Below are 24,398 nucleotides of genomic sequence, written 5' to 3' on the forward strand. Positions count from 1 at the left end.
TTCGGCTTTTGCCTGACAAAGTGGAAAGGGTTGAGTTTCGGCCCCTCCCGCCTAAACCCCGCGCATGCGCTTCTTCTCGGACAATGCCGCCCCGGTCCATCCGCAGCTATTCGCCGCCATGGCCGCGGCGGACACGCTCGACACCGCGTATGACGGCGACCGCTGGTCGCGCGCGCTGGACGAGCGGCTGGGTGCGCTGTTCGAGCATGAGGTGCGCGTGCTCTGGGTGCCGACCGGCACCGCCGCCAACTGCCTGGCGCTCGCCGCACTGTGTCCGCCTTATGGCGGCGTGATCTGTCACCGCGACGCGCATATCCAGAACGACGAGGGCGGCGCGCCCGAATTCTATACCCACGGCGCCAAGCTGATGCTGGCCGAGGGACCGGGAGCCAAGCTAGACCCCGCCGGTATCGCCGCGGTCGCCGACGCCATCGCCGACGACGTCCACCGGGTACAGCCGCATGCCGTCTCGATCACCAACGCCACCGAATACGGCCTCGTCTACCGCACGCCCGAGGTCGCCGCGATCGGCGAACTCTGTCGCGCGCGCGGCCTGCGGCTGCACATGGACGGCGCGCGCTTCGCCAACGCGATGGCGACGGCCGGCTGCTCCCCTGCCGAGATGACGTGGCGTGCGGGCGTCGACGCGCTGTCGTTCGGCTTCGTAAAAAATGGCGGCATGAGCGCCGAGGCGCTGGTCCTGTTCGATCCCGCGCTTGCCGACGCGACGCTGCGCCGCCGCAAGCGGGCCGGGCTGCTCCTGTCCAAGGGGCGCTACCTCGCCGCGCAGATTCTGGCGATGCTCGACGACGAGCTGTGGCTGACCAATGGCCGCGCCGCCAATGCGGGCGCGGCGCTGCTGGGCGCGGCGGCCGGCGACCGGCTGATCCATCCGGTCGAGGCGAACGAGGTCTTCCTGCGTGCCAGCCCGCAAGAGGCCGCGCAGCTGCGCGCCGCCGGGTTCGACTTCTACGACTGGGCACCGGGCGAGGTGCGGTTCGTCACCGCGTGGAACAGCGCGTCAGAAGACCTGGCCCGCTTCGCCGACGCCATCGCCGCCCTGTGACCGAGCCCCGCCCGAACTCGACGCGGGCCCGCATCCTGATCCCGTTCGGCATCGTCACGCTGATCTGGGGATCGACCTGGCTCGTCATCCGCGACCAGATCGCGGTGGTGCCGCCCAGCTGGTCGGTCACCTATCGCTTCATCGTCGCCTGCATCGCGATGGGCGGCTGGGCGCTGTACCGGCGCGAGGAACTGCGCCTCGACGCGCGCGGCCTCGCCTTCGCGGCGGCGATCGGCATGCTGCAATTCTGCCTGAACTTCAACTTCGTCTACCGGGCGGAGGCGTTCATCACCTCCGGGCTGGTGGCGGTGATCTTCGCGCTGCTGCTCGTCCCCAATGCCCTGTTCGCCCGCGTCTTCCTGGGCCAGCGGCTGGGCGCGCAGCTGGTGCTCGGCTCCGCCATCGCGATGGCGGGGATCACGCTGCTGTTCGTGCACGAGGCGCGGGTCGATCCGGCTGGCCCGACGCGCGCGCTGGCGGGGATAGGCCTGACCCTGGTCGCTATCCTGTCCGCCTCGTCCGCCAACGTGATGCAGGCGACGCGCACCGCCGCCCGCTATCCGATGGCGCCGATGCTGGCGGTCGCGATGCTGATCGGCGCGGTGGTCGACGGCGTCTATGCCTGGGCGACGGTGGGGCCGCCCGTGTTCGAGCCGCGGCTCGGCTATGTCGCCGGCATCCTCTATCTGGGCCTGTTCGCCTCCGCGCTCGCCTTCACGCTCTATTACCGGGTGCTGCGCACGATCGGGCCGGCCAAGGCAGCCTATTCCAGCGTCATCGTGCCGGTCATCGCGATGCTGCTGTCGACCCTGTTCGAGGGCTATCGCTGGTCGCCGCTCGCCGCCGCCGGGGCGGTGCTGGCCGGGACTGGGCTGGTCGTGGCGCTGAGGGCGCGCAGGCCGGCGCGATAGTCGGGCCAGACCGGCGCCCAGCCCAGCACCCGCCGCGCCTTGCCGGCGGCCACCCGCCGGTTCTCGGCATAAAAGGCGCGCGCCATCGGCGACAGGCTGTCGAGCGCCACGAACGGCGGCGGCGGCAGGCCCAGCAGGTCCGCCGCATAGGCCACCACGTCGTTCTGCGGGCAGGGCCGGTCATCCGCCAGATTATAGGCACCCGCCGGCCCCTCGAACCCCGCGATCACGCCGCCGGCGATGTCGTCGACATGCACCCGGCTGAACACCTGCCCCTCCACCGCGACGCGGTGCGCCTTGCCCTCGCGCACCCGCTCCAGCGCCGAGCGGCCGGGGCCGTAGATTCCGGGTAGCCGGAACACCCGCGCACCCAGCGCCAGCCAGTCGGCATCCGCCCGCGTCCGTGGCGGGCGGCGGCCCCCGGTCGGTGCGCCCTCGTCCACCCACGCGCCGCCGGTGTCGCCATAGACACCGGTCGACGACAGGTAGCCGAGCCACGCGCCCGACCGCGCCAGCATCGCGCCATAGCGGACCAGCACCGGATCGACCGCGTCCTCGGGCGGCACGGAGGACAGGACGTGCGTCGCCGCCGCGATCTCCGCCGCCACCGCGTCCCCGTCGGCGAAGCGCAATGTGCCGCCCCGCCCGTCGCGCGTCGTCCCGACCACGCGCCAGCCGTCCAGCCGCGCCGCGACAGCCTGCGCGGCATAGCCCAGCCCGAAGACCAGCAGCCGGCTCACTTGCGTGCCATCGGCCCCTTGTAGAGCCGCCCGAAATAGTCGCCCTTGTTCCATACCGGCCGCGCGGGCGCGTCGGCGATCTCGCGCGCGATGCGATAGTTGATGTCGACGAAGCGCACCCCTTGGTCCCACAGGATCGGCTGGCTCAGGTCGTCGCAGGGCCGGTGATAGCAGGTCGACAGGAACTTCTCTGACGCCGCCTTCCCCTCACCCGCGCGGCCCGGCCACAGGAAGACCGAGGGGATGCCCTGCTGGACGAAGCGGAAATGGTCCGAGCGGACGAAGAAACCCTGTTCCGGCGCCGGATCGGGCGACATGGTCGCGCCGCCCGCCGCCACCGCGCGCGCGACGATCGGCCCCAGGGTGGAGCGGTCGGCCCCGTACACGTTCATGTCGCTGAACGGATAGAGCAGCATCGGCATGTCGAGATTGACGTCGGCGACCAGCCGGTCGCGCGCCACCGTCGGATGCTGCGCGAAATAGTCGGCGCCGACCAGCCCCTTCTCTTCCGCGGTCACCGCCAGGAACATCAGCGTGCGCTTGGGCGGCTTGCCGGTGAAGCGCTTCGCCTCCTCGATCAGGCTGGCAATGCCGATCGCATTGTCGAGCGCGCCGTTGTTGATCCGGTCACCGGTGCCCGACGCGTTGACGCCGATATGGTCGAGATGGGCGGACAGCACCACGATCTCGCGCGCCAGTTTCGGATCGCTGCCCGGCAGCAGGCCGACGACGTTGCTGCTGGTCGCCGGCGTGAAATCGGTGCGCAGGGCCACCGTCAGCGTACCGGCGGCGCGCACCGGGCGATAGCGTGGCGTGTCGCTCGCCGCGGCCGCGGCGATCCCCGCCCAGTCCTTGCCGAACAGCGCCCGTCCCGCCACCGGCGACAGCGTGCCGAGCAGCGGTGCGGTGGGCGCAGGCGCATTGGCGCGCCCGTCCGGCTCCGCCCAATTCATCCGCCCCGCATCATAACGCGCGGCGAGCGCGGTCATCGCCTGGGGCGTGCCGTCCGGGTCGGCGATCACCACCGCGCCGACCGCGCCCCGCGCCGCGGCCATCCGCAGCTTCTGCGCGTCCTGCCCGAAAAAGGCGCGTTCCTCGCCGTCGAGTGAGGCCGGCGCGCCGCGGACATAGGCGACGATCCGTCCGCGCACGTCGGTCTTGCCATAGCTGTCGACGCCCTCGCCCGGCGCGTCGATACCATAGCCGACGAAGACGACCGGCGCCGACACGCTGGTTTCCGCGCGTGAAGGGTCGCCGCTCGGCACATAGTCGGTCCCGAACGCCAGCGGTCGGGGTGCCCCGCCCGGCGCGCTCCACACGAAGCTGCCCTGCCCCGCCGGTTTGTAGGTGACGAGCGGCACCCGCTGCAGATAGCCGCCGTCGTCGCCGCCCGGCCGCAGCCCGGCGGCGTAGAACTGCGCCGCGACATATTGCGCGGCGATGTCGTATTCGGGGCTTCCCGCCTCGCGTCCCTTCATCGCGTCGGACGCCAGGAACATGACGTGCGCCTTCATCGCCGCCTGGTCGGGCGGCAGCGCCGCGTTGATCTTTTCCAGATCGGCGGGCGCGGCCGACCCGGCGCCGGAGAGCGCCAGCGCGAGCAGCGCGGCCGGAAAACGGAGCATTGTCATGTCTTTCATCAGGCCGGGCGGGGTAGCACGGCAACGAACGCGCGCAAGCAGTGGAACATGCAGCCCGCTCGGCTATATTCGGGCGATGGACATCCAGCAGAGCCTCGCCCAGCCCGCCATTGCCCCGGCTGTCACCCTGCGCGCCGACTATCGGCCGCCGGAATGGCTGGTGCCGGAGACGGCGCTGGACTTCGACCTGGACCCCGCCGCCACCCGCGTCCGCACCACCCTGTCGGTGACCCGCAACGGCAGTCACGCGGAACCGCTGCGCCTCGACGGCGCCGGACAGGAGCCGCTGGCGGTGAAGGTCGACGGCGTCCTCGTCAACGACTGGCGGATCGAGGGTGAGCAGCTGGTCGTCCCGCTCGCCGGCGACGCGCACAGCGTCGAGACGGAGGTGGTGATCGCCCCCGATCGCAACACCCAGCTGATGGGCCTGTATGCGAGTGGCGGGAACCTGTGCACCCAGTGCGAGGCGGAAGGATTTCGCCGCATCACCTTCTTCCCCGATCGCCCCGACGTGCTCAGCCGCTACCGGGTGCGGATGACGGCGGACAGCGCGCGCTTTCCGATCCTGCTCGCCAACGGCGATCCGGTCGCGCAGGGCGACGCCGGCGAAGGACGCCACTGGGCCGAGTGGAACGACCCCTTCCCCAAGCCCAGCTATCTGTTCGCGCTCGTCGCGGGCGACCTGGCGGTCAACCGCGGCAGCTTCACCACCCGCTCCGGCCGCGAGGTGCAGCTGGGCATCTGGGTACGGGCGAGCGACCTGCCGCGCACCGACCACGCGCTCCACGCGCTGAAGCTGTCGATGGCGTGGGACGAGCGCGTCTATGGCCGCGAGTACGACCTCGACGTGTTCAACATCGTCGCGGTCGACGATTTCAACTTCGGCGCGATGGAGAACAAGGGGCTGAACATCTTCAACAGCCGCTACATCCTCGCCGACCCGGACACCGCCACGGACTATGATTACGACGGCATCGCCGCGGTCGTCGCGCACGAGTATTTCCACAACTGGTCGGGCAACCGCATCACCTGCCGCGACTGGTTCCAGCTGTCGCTGAAGGAAGGCTTCACCGTCTATCGCGACCAGGGATTCTCCGCCGACCAGGGATCGCCCGCCGTCAAGCGGATCGAGGACGTCCGATCCCTCCGCGCCGCTCAGTTCCCCGAAGATGCCGGCCCGCTCGCCCATCCGGTGCGGCCCGATGCCTATCAGGAGATCAGCAACTTCTACACCGCGACCATCTACAACAAGGGCGCGGAGCTGATCCGGATGATGGCGACGATCCTCGGCCCCCAGGCGTTCCGCGCCGCCACCGACCTGTATTTCGACCGGTTCGACGGGACGGCGGCCACCTGCGAGGATTTCGTCGCCTGCATGGAGGAGTCGTCCGGCCGCGACCTCGGCCAGTTCCGCCTCTGGTACGGCCAGGCCGGTACTCCGCGCGTCTCCGCCAGTGTCGACCACGCGCCCGGCGGCGGCCGCGCGACGCTGCGCCTCGCCCAGCGCGTCCCCGCCACGCCGGGCCAGCCCGACAAGCAGCCGATGGTCCTGCCGCTGAAGCTGCGCCTGTTCGGTGCGGAAACCGGCCGCCCGCTGACCGACGAACGGCTGGTCCTGCTCGACCAGCCTGCCGAGACGGTGACGTTCGAGGCCATTACCGAGCGTCCCATCCTGTCGATCAACCGCGGCTTCTCCGCCCCCGTCGTGATCGAGAGCGATCGCACCGCCGCCGACCTCGCCTTCCTGTCGGCGCATGACGACGATCCCTTTGCCCGGTACGAGGCGATGCAGCAGCTGATGCTCGACACGCTGGTCGCCGGCGCGATCGAGGGGGCCGCCGATCACGACGCGGTGGTCGCCGCAATCTTCAACACGTTGGAAAACCCCGAGCTCGACTATGCCTTCATGGCCGAGGCGGTGCTGCTGCCGTCCGAGAGCTTCATCGGCGACCAGCTGGCGGTGGTGGATCCCGAGGCGGTGCACCGCGCGCGCGAGACGCTGCGCCGTGCCATCGGCCAGGGCCTCGCCGACAGCTGGCGCCAGCTCTACGCGGTGCTGCAGCAGGGGCCATACGCCTACACACCGGATGCCAAGGGCAAGCGGCGGCTGCGCGGCGTCGCGCTCGGCTATATCGCCGCGTCCGGCGATGCCGACACGGGCAGGCTCGCTTTCCGTCAGTTCGAAGCGGCGGACAACATGACGGACCGTCAGGCGGCGCTCACCACGCTGGCGAACGGCGACTATGCCGAGCGCGAGGCGGCGCTCGACATCTTCTACAACCGCTATGCCGACAATTCGCTGGTGCTGGATAAATGGTTCCAGACCCAGGCGCTGTCGAGCCGCGCCGACACCGCCGCCTTGGTCGAGCAGCTGGCGCAGCACCCCGACTTCTCGCTCGCCAATCCCAACCGCGCGCGCAGCCTGATCGGCGCGTTCGGCGTCAACCAGCGCGCCTTCCACACAGCAGGCGGCGCCGGCTATCGCTTCCTCGCCGACCAGCTGATCGCGCTCGACACGCTCAATCCCCAGACCGCGGCCAAGCTCCTGCCTCCCTTGGGCCGCTGGCGCCGCTTCGACGAACAGCGCGCCGCCCTGATGCGTGCGGAGCTGGAACGCATTGTCGCCGTGCCCAGTCTGTCGAAGGACATGTTCGAACAGGCAAGCAAGAGCCTGGAGGGATAACGCCTACCCCCTGTCATGCCGGCCCGTCCCGGCATCCAGAGCCAAAGGCGACATCGCCCGCGACCCCGTATGCCGGGACGAGCCCGCCAAAACGCCCGCATGTCCTACACCGACTGACGCGTGTAGACCCGCCGCCATGCACCGCCCGATCCGCCCTGCCCCGAACCGCCCTGCCCCGAAGCGCACCGCGACGGGGGCAACAGCTCGGAACCGGACACGGAAGGGGGGGTGTAGTGTCCGGTTCCGCTGCCGGTCAGAACATCCGCCCGCCATCGGGCACGCCATGCCCCGGCCCGATCAGCACCACTTCGCCGTCCGCATCGGGAAAGCCCAGCGTCAGCACCTCGGACATCATCGGGCCGATCTGGCGGGGTGGGAAGTTGACGACGGCGGCGACCTGGCGACCGATCAGTGTCTCCGGCGTGTAGTGCGCGGTGATCTGCGCGGAGGAGCGTTTGCGGCCGATCTCCGGGCCGAAGTCGATCGTCAGCTTGATCGCGGGCTTGCGTGCCTCCGGAAACGGCTCTGCGGCGACGATCGTGCCGACGCGGATGTCGACCTTCAGGAAATCGTCGAACGCGATCGGGTAGGCCATGTCAGAAATCCGGATTGTCATAGTGGCTGGGGGGGCCGACCAGCTCCATCCGCTCGGCCAGCAGCGGGCGGAACGAGGGGCGGCTCTTCAGCCCGCGATACCAGCGCGCGGTCTGCTCGTGCCCCTTCCAGTCGATGCCGCCGAGATAATCGGCGACCGAGATGTGCGCCGCCGCGGTCAGGTCGGCCAGGCTCATCGTCGCGCCGCCCAGCCACTGACGGTGATCGAGCAGATAGTCGGTGTAGTCGAGATGCCCGACCGCGCCCTTCATCGCCTCGCGCAGCGCCCGCGCGTCCGGCGTGGCGCGCTGGGCGATGCGCTTGACCAGCCGCTCGTGGAGCAGCGGTCCGGTGACGTCGCGGAAGAACTGCTGGTCGAACCACGTCACCAGCCGGCGGATCTCGGCGCGGTTGGTGGCGGTGCCGTTTATCATCGCCGCCTTGTCGACCGTCTCCTCGAAATATTCCGCGATGGCCTGCGAATCGATCAGCAGGATGCCGCGTGTGGGGTCGGCCATCACCGGCGTCTGCCCGGACGGATTCATGTCGACGAACTCGTCGCGCCGCATCCAGGGCGATTCGCGCACCAGCTCGTACCCGACGCCCTTCTCGCCGAGCAGCAGGCGCACCTTGCGGCTGAACGGACAGATGGGGAATTGATAGAGCTGCCACATGCCAGCCTCTCTAGGCGGTGCGGTGGCATTGTTCCAAGCGGGAAGCTGTTCTAGAAACGTCATGGCGCAATCTAGAAAAGGTCAGCGATGGGTATCAGCATCAAGCATGATGAGATCGAGCGGCTGATCCGCGAACTGGCCAGCCGCCGCGGCACCAGCCTGACCGACGCGATCGGCGCGGCGGTGCGCAACGAACTGGCGCGAGAGGGTCTCACCGTGACTGAGGAGACGTGGATTGAACGCGTCCGGCGCATTCAGGAGCGGGTGAGAAGCTACGAGATCGACCCCCGGACGGATGACGAAATCATTGGCTATGACGAGCATGGTCTGCCGCGGTGATCGCCGTAGATACTTCCGCACTGATGGCGATCCTGCTCGAGGAACCCCAAGCCGAGGCCATCCTGTTCGCCATCTCCACCGCCGGCAAGGTTCTTATCGGCCAACCAACGCTTGTCGAGTTACATCTGGTAGCCAGCGGTCGGTCCCGTCCGTCCATGGCTGAAGATGCCGCCGGCCTGATGGTGGGCGGTCCGTTCGTGCCCGTCGACTTCACCGCCACGCACCTCGCCGCCGCGACCGACGCGTTCGACCGCTACGGCAAGGGCCGGCATCCGGCGTCGCTCAACTATGGCGACTGCATGGCCTATGCGGTCGCCAAAGTCGCGGGCTGTCCCCTGCTCTACAAGGGCGAGGATTTCGCGCGAACCGATATCCGGTCCGCGCTCTGATCCTTCATTCCGCTGCCTCGGCCCTGTCCTCCAGCGGGTGCGACAGGCGAGTCAGCATCTCCTTGGGCACCACCTGCCAGAAACGGCCCGCGACGCGGTCCCAGTCGTCGAGTAACCCCTTCGACCATTTGCTGTCGGTCGCCGCCGCATGCTGGCTGATGAGCATGTAGAGCTGGTTCTCCCAGTGCTGGCTGGCCAGCCGCTGCCAGACGATGCTCTCCGGATTGGCGCGCCGCGCGAAGCTGTCGTCGGCGTCGTAGACGAACGCCATGCCGCCGGTCATGCCAGCGCCGAAATTGGCGCCGACCTGCCCCAGCACCACCGCGGTGCCGCCGGTCATGTACTCGCAGCCATTCGCACCGCAGCCCTCGACGACGACCACCGCACCCGAGTTGCGGACCGCGAACCGCTCGCCGGCCTGCCCCGCGGCGAACAGCGTGCCGCTGGTCGCACCGTAGAGCACGGTGTTGCCGACGATCGTATTGTCCTGGCTGGCAAGCGGCGACGAGACGGCCGGGCGGACGATGATCTTGCCGCCTGACAGCCCCTTGCCGACATAGTCGTTCGAGTCGCCGAACACCTCGAGCGTCACGCCCTTGCACAGGAACGCGCCCAGCGACTGGCCGGCCGACCCGCGCAGGCGGATCGTGACATGCCCGTCGGCGAGCTTCGACATGCCGAAGGTGCGCGTGATCTCGCTCGACAGCCGGGTGCCGACCGCGCGATGCGTATTGCGTACCGAATAGGTCAGCTGCATCTTCTCGCCGCGGGTGAAGACCGCCGAGGCATCCTTGATGATCTGCGCGTCGAGGCTGTCGGGTACGGCGTTGCGGAAGGTCGACAGGCTGAACCGCCGCTCGGCGTCGGTCGCGTCGACCTTGGCGAGGATGGGGTTCAGATCGAGGTCGTCGAGATGCTCGGCACCGCGGCTGACCTGGCGCAGCAGCTCGGTGCGGCCGATCACCTCGTCCAGCGACTTGCAACCGAGCCGGGCCAGGATGTCGCGCACCTCCTCGGCGATGAAGGTCATCAGGTTGATGACCTTTTCGGGCGTGCCGGTGAACTTGGCGCGCAGCCGCTCGTCCTGCACGCAGACGCCCACCGGGCAGGTGTTCGAATGGCACTGGCGCACCATGATGCAGCCCATCGCCACGAGGCTGAGCGTGCCGATGCCGAATTCCTCCGCACCCAGGATCGCGGCGATGACGATGTCGCGCCCGGTCTTCAGCCCGCCGTCCGCACGCAGGCGGATGCGCCCGCGCAGGCCGTTCAGCGTCAGGGTCTGGTTGACCTCCGACAGGCCCATTTCCCACGGCGTGCCGGCATATTTGATGCTGGTCTGCGGGGAAGCACCGGTGCCGCCGACATGGCCGGAGACGAGGATGACGTCGGCATGTGCCTTCGCCACCCCCGCCGCGACGGTGCCGATCCCGGCGGACGACACCAGCTTCACGCAGACCCGCGCGCGCGGGTTGATCTGCTTGCAGTCGTAGATGAGCTGCGCGAGATCCTCGATCGAGTAGATGTCGTGGTGCGGCGGCGGCGAGATCAGCGTGACGCCAGGCGTCGCATGGCGCAGGCGGGCGATGAACTCGGTCACCTTGAAGCCGGGCAGCTGCCCGCCCTCACCGGGTTTGGCGCCCTGCGCGACCTTGATCTCGATCTCTTCGCAGGCGTTGAGATATTCGGCGGTCACGCCGAACCGCCCGGACGCGATCTGCTTCACCCCGGAATTGGCGTTGTCGCCATTTTCGTACGGCGTGTAGCGCGCCTTGTCCTCGCCGCCTTCGCCCGACACCGCCTTCGCGCCGATTCGGTTCATCGCGATCGCCAGCGTCTCGTGTGCCTCCGGCGACAGCGCGCCGAGCGACATGCCGGGGGTGACGAAGCGCTTGCGGATCTCGGTGATTGCCTCAACCTGGTCGATCGGCACGCCCTCTGCGGGGAAGTTGAACTGCAGCAGGTCGCGCAGATAGACCGGCGGCAGGTCGCTGACCCCGCGGCTGAACTGGAGATAGCTGGAATAGCTGTCCGTCGCGACCGCGGTCTGGAGCAGGTGCATCAGCTGCGCCGAATAGGCGTGGGTCTCGCCGCCGTTGCGCTGGCGATAGAAGCCGCCGATCGGCAGCGTCGTCACCGCGCTGTCATACGCCGCCTCATGCCGGACAATCGCGGAATAATGTAGCGAGGCATAGCCCTCGCCCGAAATCTTGGCGGGCATGCCGGGGAACAGGTCGTTGACCAGTGCCCGGCTGAGGCCCACCGCCTCGAAATTATAGCCGCCGCGATAGGAGGAGATGACGGCGATGCCCATCTTCGAGATGATCTTGAGCAGCCCCTCTTCCACCGCGACGCGATGGCGGTTCAGGCACTGGTCGATGGTCAGTTCGCCGAACAGCCCGCGCGCGTGCCGATCGGCGATCGCCGCTTCGGCCAGATAGGCGTTCACCGTCGTCGCACCGACGCCGATCAGCACCGCATAATAATGCGTGTCGAGGCACTCGGCGGTGCGCACGTTGATCGACGCGTAGGAGCGCAGGCCGCGGCGGACGAGATGGGTGTGCACCGCCGCCGCCGCCAGCACGCCGGCGATGGCGACACGATCCTCCGACACATGCTCGTCGGTCAGGAACAGCTCCGACCGGCCCTCGCGCACCGCCTGTTCGGCCTGATTGCGGATGCGCTGGATCGCGGCGCGCAGCTTTTCCGGGCCGCCCTCCGCCTCGAACGTGCAGTCGATCTCCGCCGCCGAGCGGCCGAAATGCGCCTTCAGCCGCGCCCAGGCTTCACCGGTCAGCACCGGCGAGTCGAGCACCAGCACCCGCTCGCGCTGATCGCGCACGTCGAGGATGTTGGCGAGATTGCCGAACCGCGTCTTCAGCGACATGACGTGCCGCTCGCGCAGGGAATCGATCGGCGGGTTGGTCACCTGGCTGAAATTCTGGCGGAAGAACTGGCTGATGAGCCGCGGCTTGTCGCTGATGACGGCGAGCGGCGTGTCGTCGCCCATCGAGCCGATCGCTTCCTTGGCACCGTCGACCATCGGGCTGAGGATCAGCTCCATATCCTCCAGCGTCTGGCCGACCGCGACCTGGCGGCGCGCCAGCTCGGCACGGGGATAGCGGACGACGGCGTCGCCCTCCACCGGTGGCAGGTCGTCGAGCGCCAGGAACTCGCCGATCATCGCGGCATAGTCCTGCTCGCCCGCGATCCGGTCCTTGACCGCACGGTCCTCGAGCACGATGCCGGCGTCCAGGTCGACCGCGATCATCTGCCCCGGCCCAAGGCGCCCCTTGGCGACGACGGTGCTCTCCGGCACCACCACCATGCCGCTCTCCGACCCGACGATCAGCAGCCCGTCATTGGTGCGGGTATAGCGCAGGGGGCGCAGCGCGTTGCGGTCCATCCCCGCCACCGCCCAGCGGCCGTCGGTCATCGCGAGGGCGGCGGGACCGTCCCACGGCTCCATCACCGAGGCGAGATACTGGTACATCGCGGAGTGGGCAGGCGGGGTGTCGCCGGCCTGCCATGCCTCGGGCACCAGCATCAGCTTGGCGGTCGGCGCGTCGCGGCCAGAGCGGCAGATCGCCTCGAACACGGCGTCGAGCGCGGCGGTGTCGGACGCGCCGGCGGGGATCACCGGCTTGATGTCCTCCGAATTGTCGCCGAACGCGATCGACGCCATCCGGATCTCGTGCGACAGCATCCAGTTCTTGTTGCCGCGGATCGTGTTCACCTCGCCATTGTGCGCCAGGCAGCGGAACGGCTGGGCCAGCCACCATTGCGGAAAGGTGTTGGTGGAATAACGCTGGTGGAAGATCGCGACCCGGCTCTCGAACCGCTGGTCGGTCAGGTCGGGATAGAAGACCGACAGGCTCTCCGCCAGGAACAGCCCCTTGTAGACGATCGAGCGCGCCGACAGCGAGCAGATGTAGAAGCCGCTGATCTGCGCGGCGATCACCCGCTTCTCGATCCGGCGGCGGACTAGGTACAGGTTCTTCTCGAACTCCGCCTCGTCCATCTCGTCCGGAAGCGGGCCGGCGATCATGATCTGCTCGATCTCGGGCCGGGTCGCCTGCGCCTTCATGCCGATGACCGACACGTCGACCGGCACCTGTCGCCAGCCATAGATGGTATAGCCCGCCTCGATGATCGTGCTCTCCACGATCGTGCGGCAATCCTCCTGCGCACCTAGGTCGGTGCGCGGCAGGAACACCATGCCGACCGCCAGCCGGTTCGGCCGCACCTTGTGCCCCGACGCGGCGATCGCGTCGTCGAAGAAGCGGTGCGGCAGGTCGAGATGGATGCCAGCGCCGTCGCCGGTCTTGCCGTCGGCATCCACCGCGCCGCGGTGCCACACCGCCTTCAACGCGTCGACCGCGGACTGGACGACCCGGCGAGAGGGCCGCCCATCGGTGGCGGCGACCATGCCGACGCCGCAGGCATCGCCCTCGAAATCGGGGCGGTACATGCCGTGCTCGGCGAGATAGGCGCGCTGGTCGGTCATCACTTCGTCTCACCCTGCTTGATGGCGGCGATTTCCTTCGCGAACGCCATCGCATCCTCCTGCACATGGCCCATTGCATCGGCCATCATCGTGCGCTGCCACGCCGCGATGTCCGGATCGGCCATGATCGTCATCGACGCCTGCATGTAGGCGGTGCCGGTCGGCGTGCGGAAGAACCGCTCCAGCTCGCCCAGCTGCGTCACGTCGAAGCGCCGCGCATAGGCCCGGCTCATCGCGTCGATCATGCCGGGCAGCGAGGTTTGCAGGCGGGTCACGGTGCGCGCATTCTGCTGTGCCAGGAACCGGTCGAACGCGGCGGCGACGCGGGGATCGTCCCCCAGCATCTTGGTGAAGTCCGGGTTCTGGGTCATGCCCTGCCGGATATTGGCAAGCAGCGGGTCCATCATGCCGCGGATCATCTGCTGGCGCGTCGCCGGCGGCATCATCACGTCGAGCAGCCGCGTCGCCGCCTGGAGACGCGCCGCATCGGGCGCCGCCGCGGCGACGGGAGCGGGAGTCGTCTGGGCCGCAACGGGCGAAGCGGCGAGCAGCGCCGCGGCGGTGAGTAATGCGCGCATCATGCCGCCACCTTCTCTGCCTTAGCCTTCGCCTTCAGCCATTTGTGCATCGAGGCCGCCACGTCGCGACCGTCGCGGATCGCCCACACCACCAGGCTCGCGCCGCGGACGATGTCGCCCGCTGCGAATACGCCGTCGAGGCTGGTCATCAGCGTCTTGCCGTCGACCAGCACCGTGCCCCAGCGGCTGACCCCCAGTTCCGGCGCGCCCCACAGCGTCGGCAGGTCTTCCGCGTCGAAGCCAAGCGCCTTGATGACCAGATCGGCCTCCAGCGACAGCTCGCCGCCCGGATCGACCTCGGGCGCGCGGCGGCCGCTTGCGTCGGGAGCGCCCAGGCGCATCCGGCTGGCACGGACCTGGCCGACCGCCCCGCCGCCCCCGTCCTGCCCGCCCTCGAACGCCAGCGGCGCGGAGAGCCAGACGAACTCGGCGCCTTCCTCCTCGGCATTGGCGACCTCGCGCTGGCTGCCGGGCATGTTGGCCCGGTCGCGGCGATAGAGGCACTTCACCGAGGCCGCCCCCTGGCGGATCGCGGTGCGGACGCAGTCCATCGCAGTATCGCCGCCGCCGATCACCACCACGTTCCGACCTGCCGCATCGAGCGAGCCATCGTCGAACGCCGGCACCGCATCGCCGAACCCCTTGCGATTCGACGCGGTGAGGAAGTCGAGCGCCGCGACGACGCCCTTCGTCTCGTTGCCCGCCACCTCGACTTGGCGCGCCTTGTAGACGCCGGTCGCGATCAGCACCGCGTCGTGGCGCTGGCGCAATTCGTCGAGGCTCGCCTGCTCGCCGACCGCGAAGCCGTAGTGGAACTGGATCCCCGCCGCCGCGAGCCGCTCGATCCGGCGCATGACCACCGGCTTCTCCAGCTTGAACCCGGGGATGCCATAGGTCAGCAAGCCGCCCGCCCGGTCGTGCCGGTCATAGACATGGACGTCATAGCCGTTGCCGCGCAGATACTCCGCCGCGGTCAGCCCGGCCGGCCCCGCGCCGATCACCGCAACCGACTGGCCGCGCGACGGCCCAACCGCTACCGGCTCGACCCAGCCCTCCGCCCAGGCGGTGTCGGTGATGAACTTCTCGACCGACCCGATCGTCACCGCGCCGTGGCCGGAGAACTCGATCACGCAATTGCCTTCGCACAGCCGGTCCTGCGGGCAGATGCGACCGCAGATCTCGGGCATGGTCGAGGTGCTGTTCGACAGCTCATATGCCTCGCGCAGCCGGCCCTCGGCGGTCAGCCGCAGCCAGTCCGGGATGTGATTGTGCAGCGGGCAGTGGATCGAGCAATAGGGCACGCCGCACTGCGAGCAGCGCGACGCCTGATCCTCGGCCGTCGGCACCGCGTAGCGGTCGGCGATTTCACGAAAGTCCTGCGCGCGCAGCTCCGCCTCGCGCTTGGCCGGATAGACCTGCTCCTGCACCACGAACTTCAGCATCGGATCACCCGCCATGCCACGTCTCCCGCATCGACCGGGAGCTGCATTACGGATGGGACAAACTTCTACAAGTCAGCTTTGCTGACATACTTAGCTGTGACGCAGAAGATTCCGAACGGGAGCGCCGCTTACAACCTGAAAATTAGGTCCGTTTATTGCCTATCACCTATTCAGCAGGATCAGCGCCGCTGCACCTGCAACGATCCGATACCAGGCGAACGGCGCAAAGCCGTGTCGAGTAACCAGCGCCATGAAGCCCTTCACCACTGCCAGCGCGACCAGGAACGAGACGACGAACCCGACCGCCATTAGCTTCATCCCGCCGGCCGTGATCTGATCGTGATGCTTCGCCAGTTGCAGCACGGTGGCTCCGGTCAGCGTCGGCAGCGCCAGGAAGAAGCTGAACTCCGCCGCGGTCCGCCGGTCTATACCCAGCGACATCGCGCCCATGATCGTCGCGCCCGAGCGGCTGACGCCGGGGATCATCGCGATGCACTGCACCAGTCCGATCTTGATCGACTGGCCCGCGGACACCCCGGCGATACCGCCGACATTCTGCGTCCGCGCCAGCCGCTCGACGATCAGGATCGCGACACCGCCGGCGATCAGCGCCCAGGCGACGACCTGCGCGCTTTCCAGCAGCGTCTCGATCTTGTCGTTGAACGCGAAGCCCAGCACCGCGGCAGGCAGGAATGCGATCAGCAGGTTGCGCACGAATGCGACCGAATTGGGCTCGCGCTTCACAAGCCCCATCAGCACCGCCATGAACGTCCGCCAATAGAGGACGACGATCGCCAGGATAGCGCCCGGCTGGATCGCGATGTTGAACACCGCCCAATCCGCCGCCCTGAAGCCCAGCAATTCGGTCGCCAGCACCAGATGCCCGGTCGAGGATACGGGCAGGAACTCCGTCACCCCCTCGACGATGCCCAGGATGATGGCGGTCAGCAGATCGGTCATGTCAGTCGCCAGGCGAGAGGAAGGGTCAGAGCGCCTGCTCGACGGAGCGCCGGCCGAACCGGCCCTGCCGGCGGAAGCGGACCAAATATTCGGGCGCCACCGTCGCCAGCGGCGTCGGAACGATACCCAGGCTCGCCAGCCCGTCCGCGCCGGCCGCCACGACATTGTCCTGCTGCAGCATCAGCCACTGGTCGCGACTGATCGGCGACAGCGGCATGGCTGCAAGCAGCGACCCGATCGCGTCGGGCAGCTCGACGATCGAGGGCGAGCGGTCGATCGCATCGGCGATGAAGCGGATCAGCTCGCCCATCGACAGGATGTCGGGACCGCCCAGCTCGAACGTCCGCCCGCCGTACCGGCTGGGATCGCCCGCCGCGGCGGCGATGGCGTCGCCGACGTCGCCGGCGAAGATCGGCTGGAACTTCACCGGCGCGCGCAGCACCGGCACCACCGGGCTCGCCGCGATCATCCCGGCGAAGCGATTGACGAACTGGTCCTCGCGCCCGAACACGATCGAGGGGCGCAGGATGGTCGCGGTCGGGAAGGCGGAGCGCACCGCCTTCTCCCCCTCGCCCTTGCTGCGACCATAGGCGGACGCCGCGTCCGCATCCGCGCCGATCGCCGAGACATGCACCAGCGCCTCGACCCCGGCATCGCGCGCCGCCTCGGCAACGGTCCGGGCGCCGTCGACATGCACCCGCTGGAACGCGCCGGCGAGCACGCCGACCAGATTGACGACGATGTCGGCCCCGGCGACCGCGCGGGCGATCGTGTCGGGCCGGGTCACGTCGGCGGCGACGAACTGGGTCTGCCCCAGCCCGCCCTGCGTCCGCAGGAACCAGGCGTGGCGCGGATCGCGCTGCGCCACCCGCAGCCGCGCGCCCTGACGCAGCAGCGCCTGTGCGGCATAGCGACCGACGAACCCGCCGCCTCCGATCAGCGTCACCAGCTTGTTCTTCATCGACCTCGTTTCCGGCAAAGCATCACGATATCGCCTTTGCCCCCCGAAACTCCCGTTGACAAGGCTCCACCGCGCCCCCTAAAGGCCGCCGCCTACCCCGTGCCCAGATGGCGGAATTGGTAGACGCACCAGCTTCAGGTGCTGGCGATCGCAAGGTCGTGGAGGTTCGAGTCCTCTTCTGGGCACCATTTTCCGATCAGATGCGAATACCCCCTGAGGGGCACCTCCCCGGCGGCTCCGTCGTGCGGGAAGACCGGATCGTGCCCGACGATCGTGACAGTTTCATGGACCGCAAGGCGCAGCGAGCATGCTCGCTGCCCTGCAACAAATGTCATGTTGCCGTAAGCACCCTGTAAGCGCGCCGTCCCTAGGCACCCGCGGATCAACCGCCACAGGGTTCCTGATGCACGCTTCGTCCCCTCCGCAGCCGCTGCCCGCCACGCGCATCCTGTCATCTCGTGAACAAGGTCGCTGGCTCGCCATCGCCGCCGCGGTTGCGGTCGGTGCGATCCTGCTGTGGCTGGCGATCGCGCGGCTGACCCATCACGAGCCTGCGCCGCCCGGCTCCACACCGCCCGGCACGTTCCGCCCGACCGCCGCCCAGATGGCGGGACTGAAGACGACGCGGGTCGGCTATGGCGCGTCGGACGACCGCACGCTGGCAAGCGGGTCGATCACCGTCGACGGCGATCGCAGCACGCCGGTGCTGATGCCCTATTCGGGGCAGGTGGTGCGCGTGCTGGCGGATGCCGGTCAGCGGGTGGTCGCGGGGCAGCCGCTGCTGCTGGTGAAGACGTCGGACTTCGTCGACGCGCGCAGTGGGCTGTTCGCCGCGCGCGCCGGGTTACAGAACGCGCAGGCACAGCTGGCGGCGGCGACCCGCAACGCGGAGCGGCAGAAGCAGATGTTCGAAACCGCAGGCGGCGCCCAGAAGGATTACCAGCAGGCCCAGGCCGATCTGGTCGCGGCGCAGGCGACCGCGCGCACGGCCGCCGCGGCGCTGGGGGCGGCGCGTGACAAGCTCGCCATCCTCGGCAAGTCGCCGGGCGAGATCGGCCGGCTGGAGGGCGTAGGCGAGGTCGCGGGTATCCACGACCAGACCACGCTGCACGCGCCGATTGCCGGCCTGATCGCCTCACGCGACGTGTCGGCCGGGCAATATGTCAGCCAGGGCGGCGACAAGCCGGTGATGACCATCACCGACCCCTCGCACGTCTGGCTGGTCGCGCAGATCGCCGAGGGCGACGCGAGCGCGGTGCGCCGCGGCGACGCGGTGACGGTGACCACGCCCGCCTTTCCCGGCCGCAGCTTCCACGCGACGATCGACCTGGTCGGTGCCGCGCTCGACCCGCAGAGCCACCGCCTGCCGGTGCGCGCGACCATCGCCAATCCCGACGGCGCGCTGAAGCCCCAGATGTTCGCCAGCTTCTCGATCCGTCGCCCGCAACAGGGTGAGGCGCTGCGCGTTCCCGCCGCCGCCGTGATCCACGAGGGCGACACCGCGCGCGTCTGGATCGTTCGGCCCGACGGGCTGCTCCAGGCACGCAGCGTCACCGCAGGCGACGAGCAGGACGGCCAGCTGGTCATCCTGTCCGGGCTGAAGCCGGGCGAGCGCATCGTCACCGCCGGCGCGCTGTTCGTCAACGAGGCGGGGCTGGGCGAGTGAACCGCATCGTCGAATTCGCGCTGCGCCAGCGGCTGCTGATCGTCGGCATCTTCGCCGCGATGCTGGTCGCCGGCGCGGTCGGCTTCTGGAACCTTAATATCGAGGCCTATCCCGATCCCGTCCCGCCGATGGTCGAGATCATCACCCAGACGCAAGGCCTGTCGGCCGAGGAGATGGAGCGCAATGTCACCATCCCGATCGAGGTCGGCATGGCGGGCATCCCGCACCTGACCGCGATCCGCGCGATCAGCCTGTTCGGCCTGTCCGACATCAAGATCCAGTTCAGCTACGACCTGACCAACGATGCGGCCAGGCAGCAGGTCATCAACCGCCTGTCGCAGCTGCCGCCTCTGGCGGGCGGTGCCGAGCCGACGCTGTCGCCGACCAGCCCGGTCGGCGAGATCTATCGCTATCGGATCAGCGCGCCGCCGGGATATTCGGTGATGGACCTGAAGACGCTGCAGGACTGGGTGCTGCAACGCCGGTTCAAGCGCATTCCCGGCGTGATCGACGTCACCGGCTGGGGCGGCAAGCTGCGCGCGTACGATGTCGTCATCGACAACGACCGGCTTGCCGCGCACGATGTGACGGTCGCGCAGGTGCTGGCCGCGCTCGCCAAGAGCGACGGTAATGTCGGTGGCCAGACGATCAACTTCGGCAGCCAGGCCGCGATCGTCCGCGGCGTCGGGCTGATCCAGTCGGTCGACGCGATCGAGAACGTGTTGGTCGCCACCGCCAGCGGGCAGCCGGTGCTGCTGAAGGACGTCGCGCACGTCCAGATCGGCAATGCGCCGCGGCTGGGCATCGCCGGCTACAACGACCAGGACGACATCGTGCAGGGCATCGTCCTGATGCAGCGCGGCGCCCAGTCGATGCCGACGATCGCCGCGGTGCAGAAGGAGGTCGCCGACATCAACGCGTCGGGCGTGCTGCCGCCGGGCGTCCATCTGGAGCGGATCTACGACCGGTCCGACCTCATCAAGCTGACCATTCACACCGTGCTGGAGAACATGGTGGTCGGTATCGTCCTGATCTTCGCGCTCCAGTGGCTGTTCCTGGGCAACCTGCGCAGCGCGATCATCGTCGCGGCGACGATTCCCTTCGCGCTCGCCTTCGCGATCCTGATCCTGGTGTTGCAGGGGGAAAGCGCGAACCTGCTGTCGGTCGGCGCGCTCGACTTCGGGCTGGTGGTGGATGCCAGCGTCATCATGGTCGAGAACGTGTTCCGCCACATGGTCGAGCGATCCGAGCGGGTCGAGGAAGGCCATGGCCACTACACCCTCGCCAGCCGCTTCTCGGCGGTGCTGGGCGCGTCGAGCGAGGTCAGCCGCGGCATCTTCTTCGCCGCCGCGATCATCATCGCCAGCTTCCTGCCGCTGTTCACCCTGACTGGGGTGGAGGGCCACATCTTCGGCCCGATGGCCAAGACCTATGCCTATGCGATCACCGGCGGCCTGATCGCGACCTTCACCGTCGCGCCGGTGCTGGCGACGCTGCTGCTGCCCGACAGGTTGTCGGAGGTGGAGACGTGGATCGTCCGCAAGCTGCGCCGCGCGTACGAGCCGGCCGCCGCCTTCGCGCTCGGCAACCGGGTGCTGGCGATCGGCGGCGCGGTGCTGATGCTGGGCGCGGCGGTGATCGGCGTGCGCTCGCTCGGCATCGAGTTCCTGCCGCACCTCGAAGAGGGCAACATGTACATCCGCGCCACCCTGCCCGCATCGATCAGCCTGGAGGCGGGACAGCCGGTGGTGAACGGCGTCCGCCGCATCCTCGCCTCCTATCCGGAGGTGGAGGCGGTGCTATCCGCGCATGGCCGCCCGGACGACGGCACCGATTCGACCGGCTTCTTCAACGCCGAGTTCTTCGTGCCGCTGAAGCCCTTCGACAGCTGGCCATCGGGCGTCACCAAGGAAACGCTGACCGACGAGCTGTCGAAGAAACTCTCGGCCAAATACCCGGGCGTCGACTTCTCCTTCTCCCAGATCATCGAGGATAACGTCGAGGAAGCGGCATCGGGGGTGAAGGGCGCGAACTCGATCAAGCTGTTCGGGCCGGATCTGGCGACGCTGGAAAGCTATGCGGACCAGATCAAGGACCAGATGGGCAAGGTGCGCGGGATCGAGGATCTGGGCGTGTTCCAGTCGCTCGGCCAACCGACGGTGCGCATCGACGTCGACCGCGCCCGCGCCTCGCGCTACGGCCTGACCCCCGACGACGTGAACGCCACCGTCGCCGCGGCGATCGGCGGCCAGTCGAACGCCGAGCTGTACGAGAAGGGCACCGACCGCCACTTCCCGATCGTCGTCCGGCTGAAGCCCGAGCAGCGCGACACGATCGACGCGATCCGCCGCATCACCATCGGTGCGCCCTCTCCGGACGGGACCGGCACCATCCAGGTACCGCTGTCGGAGGTCGCCGACGTGCGGCTGACCTCGGGCGCGTCGTTCATCTACCGCGAGCATCAGGAACGTTATATCCCGATCAAATTCTCGGTGCGCGGGCGCGATCTGGGCGGCGCGGTGGACGAGGCGCGGGCGCGGATCACCCGCAACGTCCACCTGCCTGCCGGCTATCACCTGGAATGGGCGGGCGAGCTGGACAACCTGAACAATGCCGTCGCCCGGCTGGAGGTGGTGGTGCCGATCAGTCTGCTGATGATCCTGCTGCTGCTCTACGCCAATTTCGGATCGATCCGCGACAGCCTGCTCGCCTTCTCGGCGATCCCGATGGCGATCGTCGGCGGCGTGCTGGCATTGGCACTGACCGGGACGGCGTTCAGCATCTCCTCGGCGATCGGCTTCGTCGCGCTGTTCGGCATCGCGGTGATGGATGGCATCCTGGTGGTGACGACCTACAACCATGCCATCGACGAGGGGATGACACGGTCACAGGGGTTGGCGACTACGGTACGCAACAGCCTGCGCCCGGTGGTGATGACGTGCCTGGTCGCCGCGATCGGCCTGCTGCCCGCCGCCCTGTCGAACGGCATCGGCAGCCAGGTGCAGAAGCCGCTGGCGCTGGTCGTAGTCGGCGGCATGACGCTGGCACCGATCCTGATCCTGCTGGTACTGCCGGTGCTGATCGACCGCTTCTCGCGCCGGGTGCCGCCCGACGAACGCGGCGCGCATGGCCGCGACGTGGGACATCACCATTCGGCACCGGATGCCGGCGGTACGGAGGCCTTGGCATGAAGCGGATCGCCACCCTGCTGCTCGGCGGCGCGCTCAGCGCCTGCACGGTCGGCCCGCACGACCTGGACGCGCACGCAAGCCTGCCGCCCGCCCCGGTTGCGCAGCGCTTCGCCCCCGCCACCGGCCCGTCCCAGGCGACACGGATCGCGCCGGTGCCCGCCGACTGGTGGCGCAGCTTCGGCAATGCCCAGCTGGACGCGCTGGTCGATGAGGCGCTCGCCCACGCCACCGACATCGCGGTTGCCGACGCGGCGCTGCGCCAGGCCCAGGAACAGGCCGGCGCGACGGCAGGCAGCGCGCTGCCGCAAGTCGATGCCAGCTATCAGGCGGAGCGTCAGCGGGTGTCGAACGCGCTGTCGCCCGCAGTCGCCGACCAGAACCAGCAGCTCTACACGCTCCATACCGCGCAGGTGACGGTCGCCTATGGCCTCGACCTGTTCGGCGGCACCCGTGCGCGCATCCGCTCGGCCCGGGCAGCGGCGGCGGTGCAGGGCCACCGGCTCGACGCGGCGCGGGCGAGCGTCGTCGCCAACCTCGTCCAGGCGGTGATCCAGCGCGCCGCGCTTGCCGACCAGATCGCCGCGGCGCGGACCAGCATCACCGTCAACCGCGACATCCTGCAGGCGCTCACCCGGCAGCAGCAGCTGGGCGCAGTCGGCGCGGCCGACATCGCTACCCAGCAGACCGCCCTTGCCGGCGCCGAGTCCGCGCTGCCGCCGCTGATCCGCGCCGAGGAGCACCAGCGTGTCATGATCGGCACGCTGATCGGCCGCGCCGCCGGCAGCGACCTGCCTGCACTGCCGACGCTTGCATCGTTGATCCTGCCCGCCGAACTACCGCTGGCGCTGCCCTCCGACCTCGTCGCGCGCCGGCCGGACGTGCTGGCGGCGCAGGCCCAGCTGGAGGGGGCGGGCGCCGATGTCGGCACCGCGATCGCCGCACGGTTGCCCAGCATCCAGCTCAGCGCCAGTGCCGGCGGCATCGCCCAGCGCTTTCCGGACATGTTCGCCAGCGGCAATCCGTTCTGGGCGCTGATCGGCGGCATCACCCAGCCGATCTTCCACGCCGGTGCGCTCCGCCACCAGCAGCGCGCCGCCGAGGCCGCGCTCGACGGCGCCAAGGCGCAGTACCGTGCCGCCGTACTTCAGGCGTTCGGTGACGTGTCCGACGCGCTGACCGGCCTCGCCACCGACGCCGACGCACTCGACGCGGCGACGCGGGCGAGCATGGCATCGGGCCGGGCGCTGACCTTCGTCCAGCGGCAGCTCGCGCTCGGCGATGTCGGCACGCTGGCGCTGCTCAACGCCACCGGTGCCGACGCGCAGGCGCGCAGCCAGCTGGTCCAGGCTCGCGCCGCGCGGCTGACCGACACCGTCGCGCTGTTCCAGGCCGCTGGCGGCCCGATCGCGGCGGCCCGCTGATGGCCGGGGTAATCGGCGCGACCAGCGGCAAGTTCGTGCTAGCCGGTGCGCTGCTGCTGCTGAAGGGCGGGGTCGACGGTCAGCCTGCCCGCATTGCCATCGCGCCCGGTGCGCCGACGTCGGCGGTCGGCACCGGCGTCGACGCGCATGGCGGCGACGAGCGGACCATCCACCTGCGCGCCGAGAGCTTCCGCGCCCGCATCGCCGCGGTCGAGCCGCAGCCGGCGGCGGATGCGCAGTTGCGCATCGGCCAGGATGTGCTCGCGGCCCATCCGATCGCGATCGACTTCGCCCGGCGCACGCTCGAACTGCTGTTGCCGGGCGAGGCCCGCGCGTTCGAACGCGACGCCACCCCGATCGCTGTCGGCCACGCGGCGGACGGCAGCCTGTCGGTTGAGATCACCCAAGCCGGCCAGCCGCCGCAGCGCGCGCTGCTCGACCTGGGGAGCGCCAGCGGCATCACCGCGTCCCGTCTGGCACCGGACGCATCGGTGACGGTCGGCGGCGTCGCCCTGCCCGGCGCCGACGTTGCGGACGGTCCGCGCCCGGTCGTCGGCCTCTACGCGTTCCGCCGCAGCCGCGTGGTCTTCGACCTGGGTCACGACCGGATCTGGGTTCGCCGCTGAACCCCGCACG

General features: G+C 69.2%; 18 protein-coding genes and 1 tRNA gene. 10 read left to right on the forward strand and 9 right to left on the reverse strand.

What is annotated here, in order from left to right:
* Positions 1 to 64: 64 nt before the first annotated feature.
* Both Q5H91_RS11860 and Q5H91_RS11865 read left to right on the forward strand, forming a co-directional pair.
* Positions 65 to 1,066 carry a threonine aldolase family protein gene (locus Q5H91_RS11860; protein WP_305173621.1) on the forward strand — a complete coding sequence of 334 codons (1,002 nt, stop codon included), beginning with the start codon at positions 65 to 67 and terminating at the stop codon, positions 1,064 to 1,066.
* Complete coding sequence (locus tag Q5H91_RS11865) at positions 1,063 to 1,977, forward strand: DMT family transporter (protein WP_305173622.1); 915 nt, start codon at positions 1,063 to 1,065, stop codon at positions 1,975 to 1,977. Before Q5H91_RS11860 ends, Q5H91_RS11865 begins: the two co-directional genes overlap by 4 nt.
* Here Q5H91_RS11865 and Q5H91_RS11870 read toward each other — a convergent pair.
* Both Q5H91_RS11870 and Q5H91_RS11875 read right to left on the reverse strand, forming a co-directional pair.
* A complete protein-coding gene (locus Q5H91_RS11870) occupies positions 1,887 to 2,717 on the reverse strand; it encodes a Rossmann-fold NAD(P)-binding domain-containing protein (protein WP_305173623.1) in 831 nt (276 codons plus the stop codon). The genes Q5H91_RS11865 and Q5H91_RS11870 overlap by 91 nt on opposite strands.
* The gene (locus tag Q5H91_RS11875; RefSeq protein WP_305173624.1) at positions 2,714 to 4,342 is read right to left on the reverse strand and encodes a M28 family peptidase; all 1,629 of its coding nucleotides are present in this window, start codon (positions 4,340 to 4,342) and stop codon (positions 2,714 to 2,716) included. Before Q5H91_RS11875 ends, Q5H91_RS11870 begins: the two co-directional genes overlap by 4 nt.
* Before the next feature lie 91 nt (positions 4,343 to 4,433).
* Here Q5H91_RS11875 and pepN point away from each other — a divergent pair, with 91 nt between their 5' ends.
* Complete coding sequence (gene pepN, locus Q5H91_RS11880; RefSeq protein WP_305173625.1) at positions 4,434 to 7,040, forward strand: aminopeptidase N; 2,607 nt, start codon at positions 4,434 to 4,436, stop codon at positions 7,038 to 7,040.
* A gap of 253 nt (positions 7,041 to 7,293) precedes the next feature.
* Here pepN and Q5H91_RS11885 read toward each other — a convergent pair whose 3' ends face one another.
* The gene (locus Q5H91_RS11885) at positions 7,294 to 7,635 is read right to left on the reverse strand and encodes a tRNA-binding protein (RefSeq protein ID WP_305173626.1); all 342 of its coding nucleotides are present in this window, start codon (positions 7,633 to 7,635) and stop codon (positions 7,294 to 7,296) included.
* A 1-nt stretch (position 7,636) separates the two neighbouring features.
* Positions 7,637 to 8,308: a glutathione S-transferase family protein gene (locus Q5H91_RS11890; RefSeq protein ID WP_305173764.1), complete on the reverse strand. Its 672-nt coding sequence runs from the start codon at positions 8,306 to 8,308 to the stop codon at positions 7,637 to 7,639.
* An 87-nt stretch (positions 8,309 to 8,395) separates the two neighbouring features.
* Here Q5H91_RS11890 and Q5H91_RS11895 point away from each other — a divergent pair, with 87 nt between their 5' ends.
* Both Q5H91_RS11895 and Q5H91_RS11900 read left to right on the forward strand, forming a co-directional pair.
* A complete protein-coding gene (locus Q5H91_RS11895; RefSeq protein ID WP_305173627.1) occupies positions 8,396 to 8,647 on the forward strand; it encodes a type II toxin-antitoxin system VapB family antitoxin in 252 nt (83 codons plus the stop codon).
* Entirely contained in the window at positions 8,644 to 9,036 is a 393-nt protein-coding gene (locus tag Q5H91_RS11900) for a type II toxin-antitoxin system VapC family toxin (RefSeq protein WP_305173628.1), read from the forward strand. The genes Q5H91_RS11895 and Q5H91_RS11900 overlap by 4 nt, the downstream gene beginning before the upstream one ends.
* Before the next feature lie 4 nt (positions 9,037 to 9,040).
* Here Q5H91_RS11900 and gltB read toward each other — a convergent pair whose 3' ends face one another.
* The 5 genes from gltB to Q5H91_RS11925 form a co-directional block, all read right to left on the reverse strand.
* Complete coding sequence (gene gltB / locus Q5H91_RS11905; RefSeq protein ID WP_305173629.1) at positions 9,041 to 13,543, reverse strand: glutamate synthase large subunit; 4,503 nt, start codon at positions 13,541 to 13,543, stop codon at positions 9,041 to 9,043.
* Positions 13,543 to 14,124 (reverse strand): DUF2059 domain-containing protein, encoded by a 582-nt coding sequence (locus tag Q5H91_RS11910; RefSeq protein ID WP_305173630.1) that lies wholly within the window; start codon positions 14,122 to 14,124, stop codon positions 13,543 to 13,545. The genes gltB and Q5H91_RS11910 overlap by 1 nt, the downstream gene beginning before the upstream one ends.
* Entirely contained in the window at positions 14,121 to 15,578 is a 1,458-nt protein-coding gene (locus tag Q5H91_RS11915) for an NAD(P)-dependent oxidoreductase (RefSeq protein WP_305173631.1), read from the reverse strand. Before Q5H91_RS11915 ends, Q5H91_RS11910 begins: the two co-directional genes overlap by 4 nt.
* A 147-nt stretch (positions 15,579 to 15,725) precedes the next feature.
* A complete protein-coding gene (locus Q5H91_RS11920) occupies positions 15,726 to 16,523 on the reverse strand; it encodes an undecaprenyl-diphosphate phosphatase (protein WP_305173632.1) in 798 nt (265 codons plus the stop codon).
* Positions 16,524 to 16,548: 25 nt separating this feature from the next.
* Entirely contained in the window at positions 16,549 to 17,484 is a 936-nt protein-coding gene (locus Q5H91_RS11925) for a complex I NDUFA9 subunit family protein (protein WP_305173633.1), read from the reverse strand.
* Between the two features lie 101 nt (positions 17,485 to 17,585).
* On the opposite strand from Q5H91_RS11925, the gene Q5H91_RS11930 reads away from it, so the two are divergent.
* The 5 genes from Q5H91_RS11930 (at position 17,586) to Q5H91_RS11950 (ending at position 24,388) form a co-directional block, all read left to right on the forward strand.
* Positions 17,586 to 17,672, forward strand: a tRNA-Leu gene (locus Q5H91_RS11930).
* Positions 17,673 to 17,887: 215 nt separating this feature from the next.
* Positions 17,888 to 19,150: an efflux RND transporter periplasmic adaptor subunit gene (locus Q5H91_RS11935; RefSeq protein ID WP_305173634.1), complete on the forward strand. Its 1,263-nt coding sequence runs from the start codon at positions 17,888 to 17,890 to the stop codon at positions 19,148 to 19,150.
* Positions 19,147 to 22,341 (forward strand): efflux RND transporter permease subunit, encoded by a 3,195-nt coding sequence (locus tag Q5H91_RS11940; protein ID WP_305173635.1) that lies wholly within the window; start codon positions 19,147 to 19,149, stop codon positions 22,339 to 22,341. Before Q5H91_RS11935 ends, Q5H91_RS11940 begins: the two co-directional genes overlap by 4 nt.
* Complete coding sequence (locus Q5H91_RS11945) at positions 22,338 to 23,762, forward strand: efflux transporter outer membrane subunit (RefSeq protein ID WP_305173636.1); 1,425 nt, start codon at positions 22,338 to 22,340, stop codon at positions 23,760 to 23,762. The genes Q5H91_RS11940 and Q5H91_RS11945 overlap by 4 nt, the downstream gene beginning before the upstream one ends.
* The gene (locus tag Q5H91_RS11950) at positions 23,762 to 24,388 is read left to right on the forward strand and encodes a hypothetical protein (RefSeq protein WP_305173637.1); all 627 of its coding nucleotides are present in this window, start codon (positions 23,762 to 23,764) and stop codon (positions 24,386 to 24,388) included. The genes Q5H91_RS11945 and Q5H91_RS11950 overlap by 1 nt, the downstream gene beginning before the upstream one ends.
* Positions 24,389 to 24,398 lie beyond the last annotated feature (10 nt).

The sequence above is a fragment of the Sphingomonas aurea genome (assembly GCF_030678875.1).
GTDB lineage: Bacteria > Pseudomonadota > Alphaproteobacteria > Sphingomonadales > Sphingomonadaceae > Sphingomonas > Sphingomonas aurea.

Coding starts and splice junctions, on each gene's coding strand:
- pepN (WP_305173625.1), top strand. CDS start 4,434: ATGGACATCCAGCAGAGCCTCGCCCAGCCCGCCATTGCCCCGGCTGTC.
- Q5H91_RS11920 (WP_305173632.1), bottom strand. CDS start 16,523: ATGACCGATCTGCTGACCGCCATCATCCTGGGCATCGTCGAGGGGGTG.
- Q5H91_RS11950 (WP_305173637.1), top strand. CDS start 23,762: ATGGCCGGGGTAATCGGCGCGACCAGCGGCAAGTTCGTGCTAGCCGGT.
- Q5H91_RS11945 (WP_305173636.1), top strand. CDS start 22,338: ATGAAGCGGATCGCCACCCTGCTGCTCGGCGGCGCGCTCAGCGCCTGC.
- gltB (WP_305173629.1), bottom strand. CDS start 13,543: ATGACCGACCAGCGCGCCTATCTCGCCGAGCACGGCATGTACCGCCCC.
- Q5H91_RS11910 (WP_305173630.1), bottom strand. CDS start 14,124: ATGATGCGCGCATTACTCACCGCCGCGGCGCTGCTCGCCGCTTCGCCC.
- Q5H91_RS11875 (WP_305173624.1), bottom strand. CDS start 4,342: ATGCTCCGTTTTCCGGCCGCGCTGCTCGCGCTGGCGCTCTCCGGCGCC.
- Q5H91_RS11885 (WP_305173626.1), bottom strand. CDS start 7,635: ATGGCCTACCCGATCGCGTTCGACGATTTCCTGAAGGTCGACATCCGC.
- Q5H91_RS11925 (WP_305173633.1), bottom strand. CDS start 17,484: ATGAAGAACAAGCTGGTGACGCTGATCGGAGGCGGCGGGTTCGTCGGT.
- Q5H91_RS11915 (WP_305173631.1), bottom strand. CDS start 15,578: ATGGCGGGTGATCCGATGCTGAAGTTCGTGGTGCAGGAGCAGGTCTAT.
- Q5H91_RS11890 (WP_305173764.1), bottom strand. CDS start 8,308: ATGTGGCAGCTCTATCAATTCCCCATCTGTCCGTTCAGCCGCAAGGTG.
- Q5H91_RS11935 (WP_305173634.1), top strand. CDS start 17,888: ATGCACGCTTCGTCCCCTCCGCAGCCGCTGCCCGCCACGCGCATCCTG.
- Q5H91_RS11895 (WP_305173627.1), top strand. CDS start 8,396: ATGGGTATCAGCATCAAGCATGATGAGATCGAGCGGCTGATCCGCGAA.
- Q5H91_RS11860 (WP_305173621.1), top strand. CDS start 65: ATGCGCTTCTTCTCGGACAATGCCGCCCCGGTCCATCCGCAGCTATTC.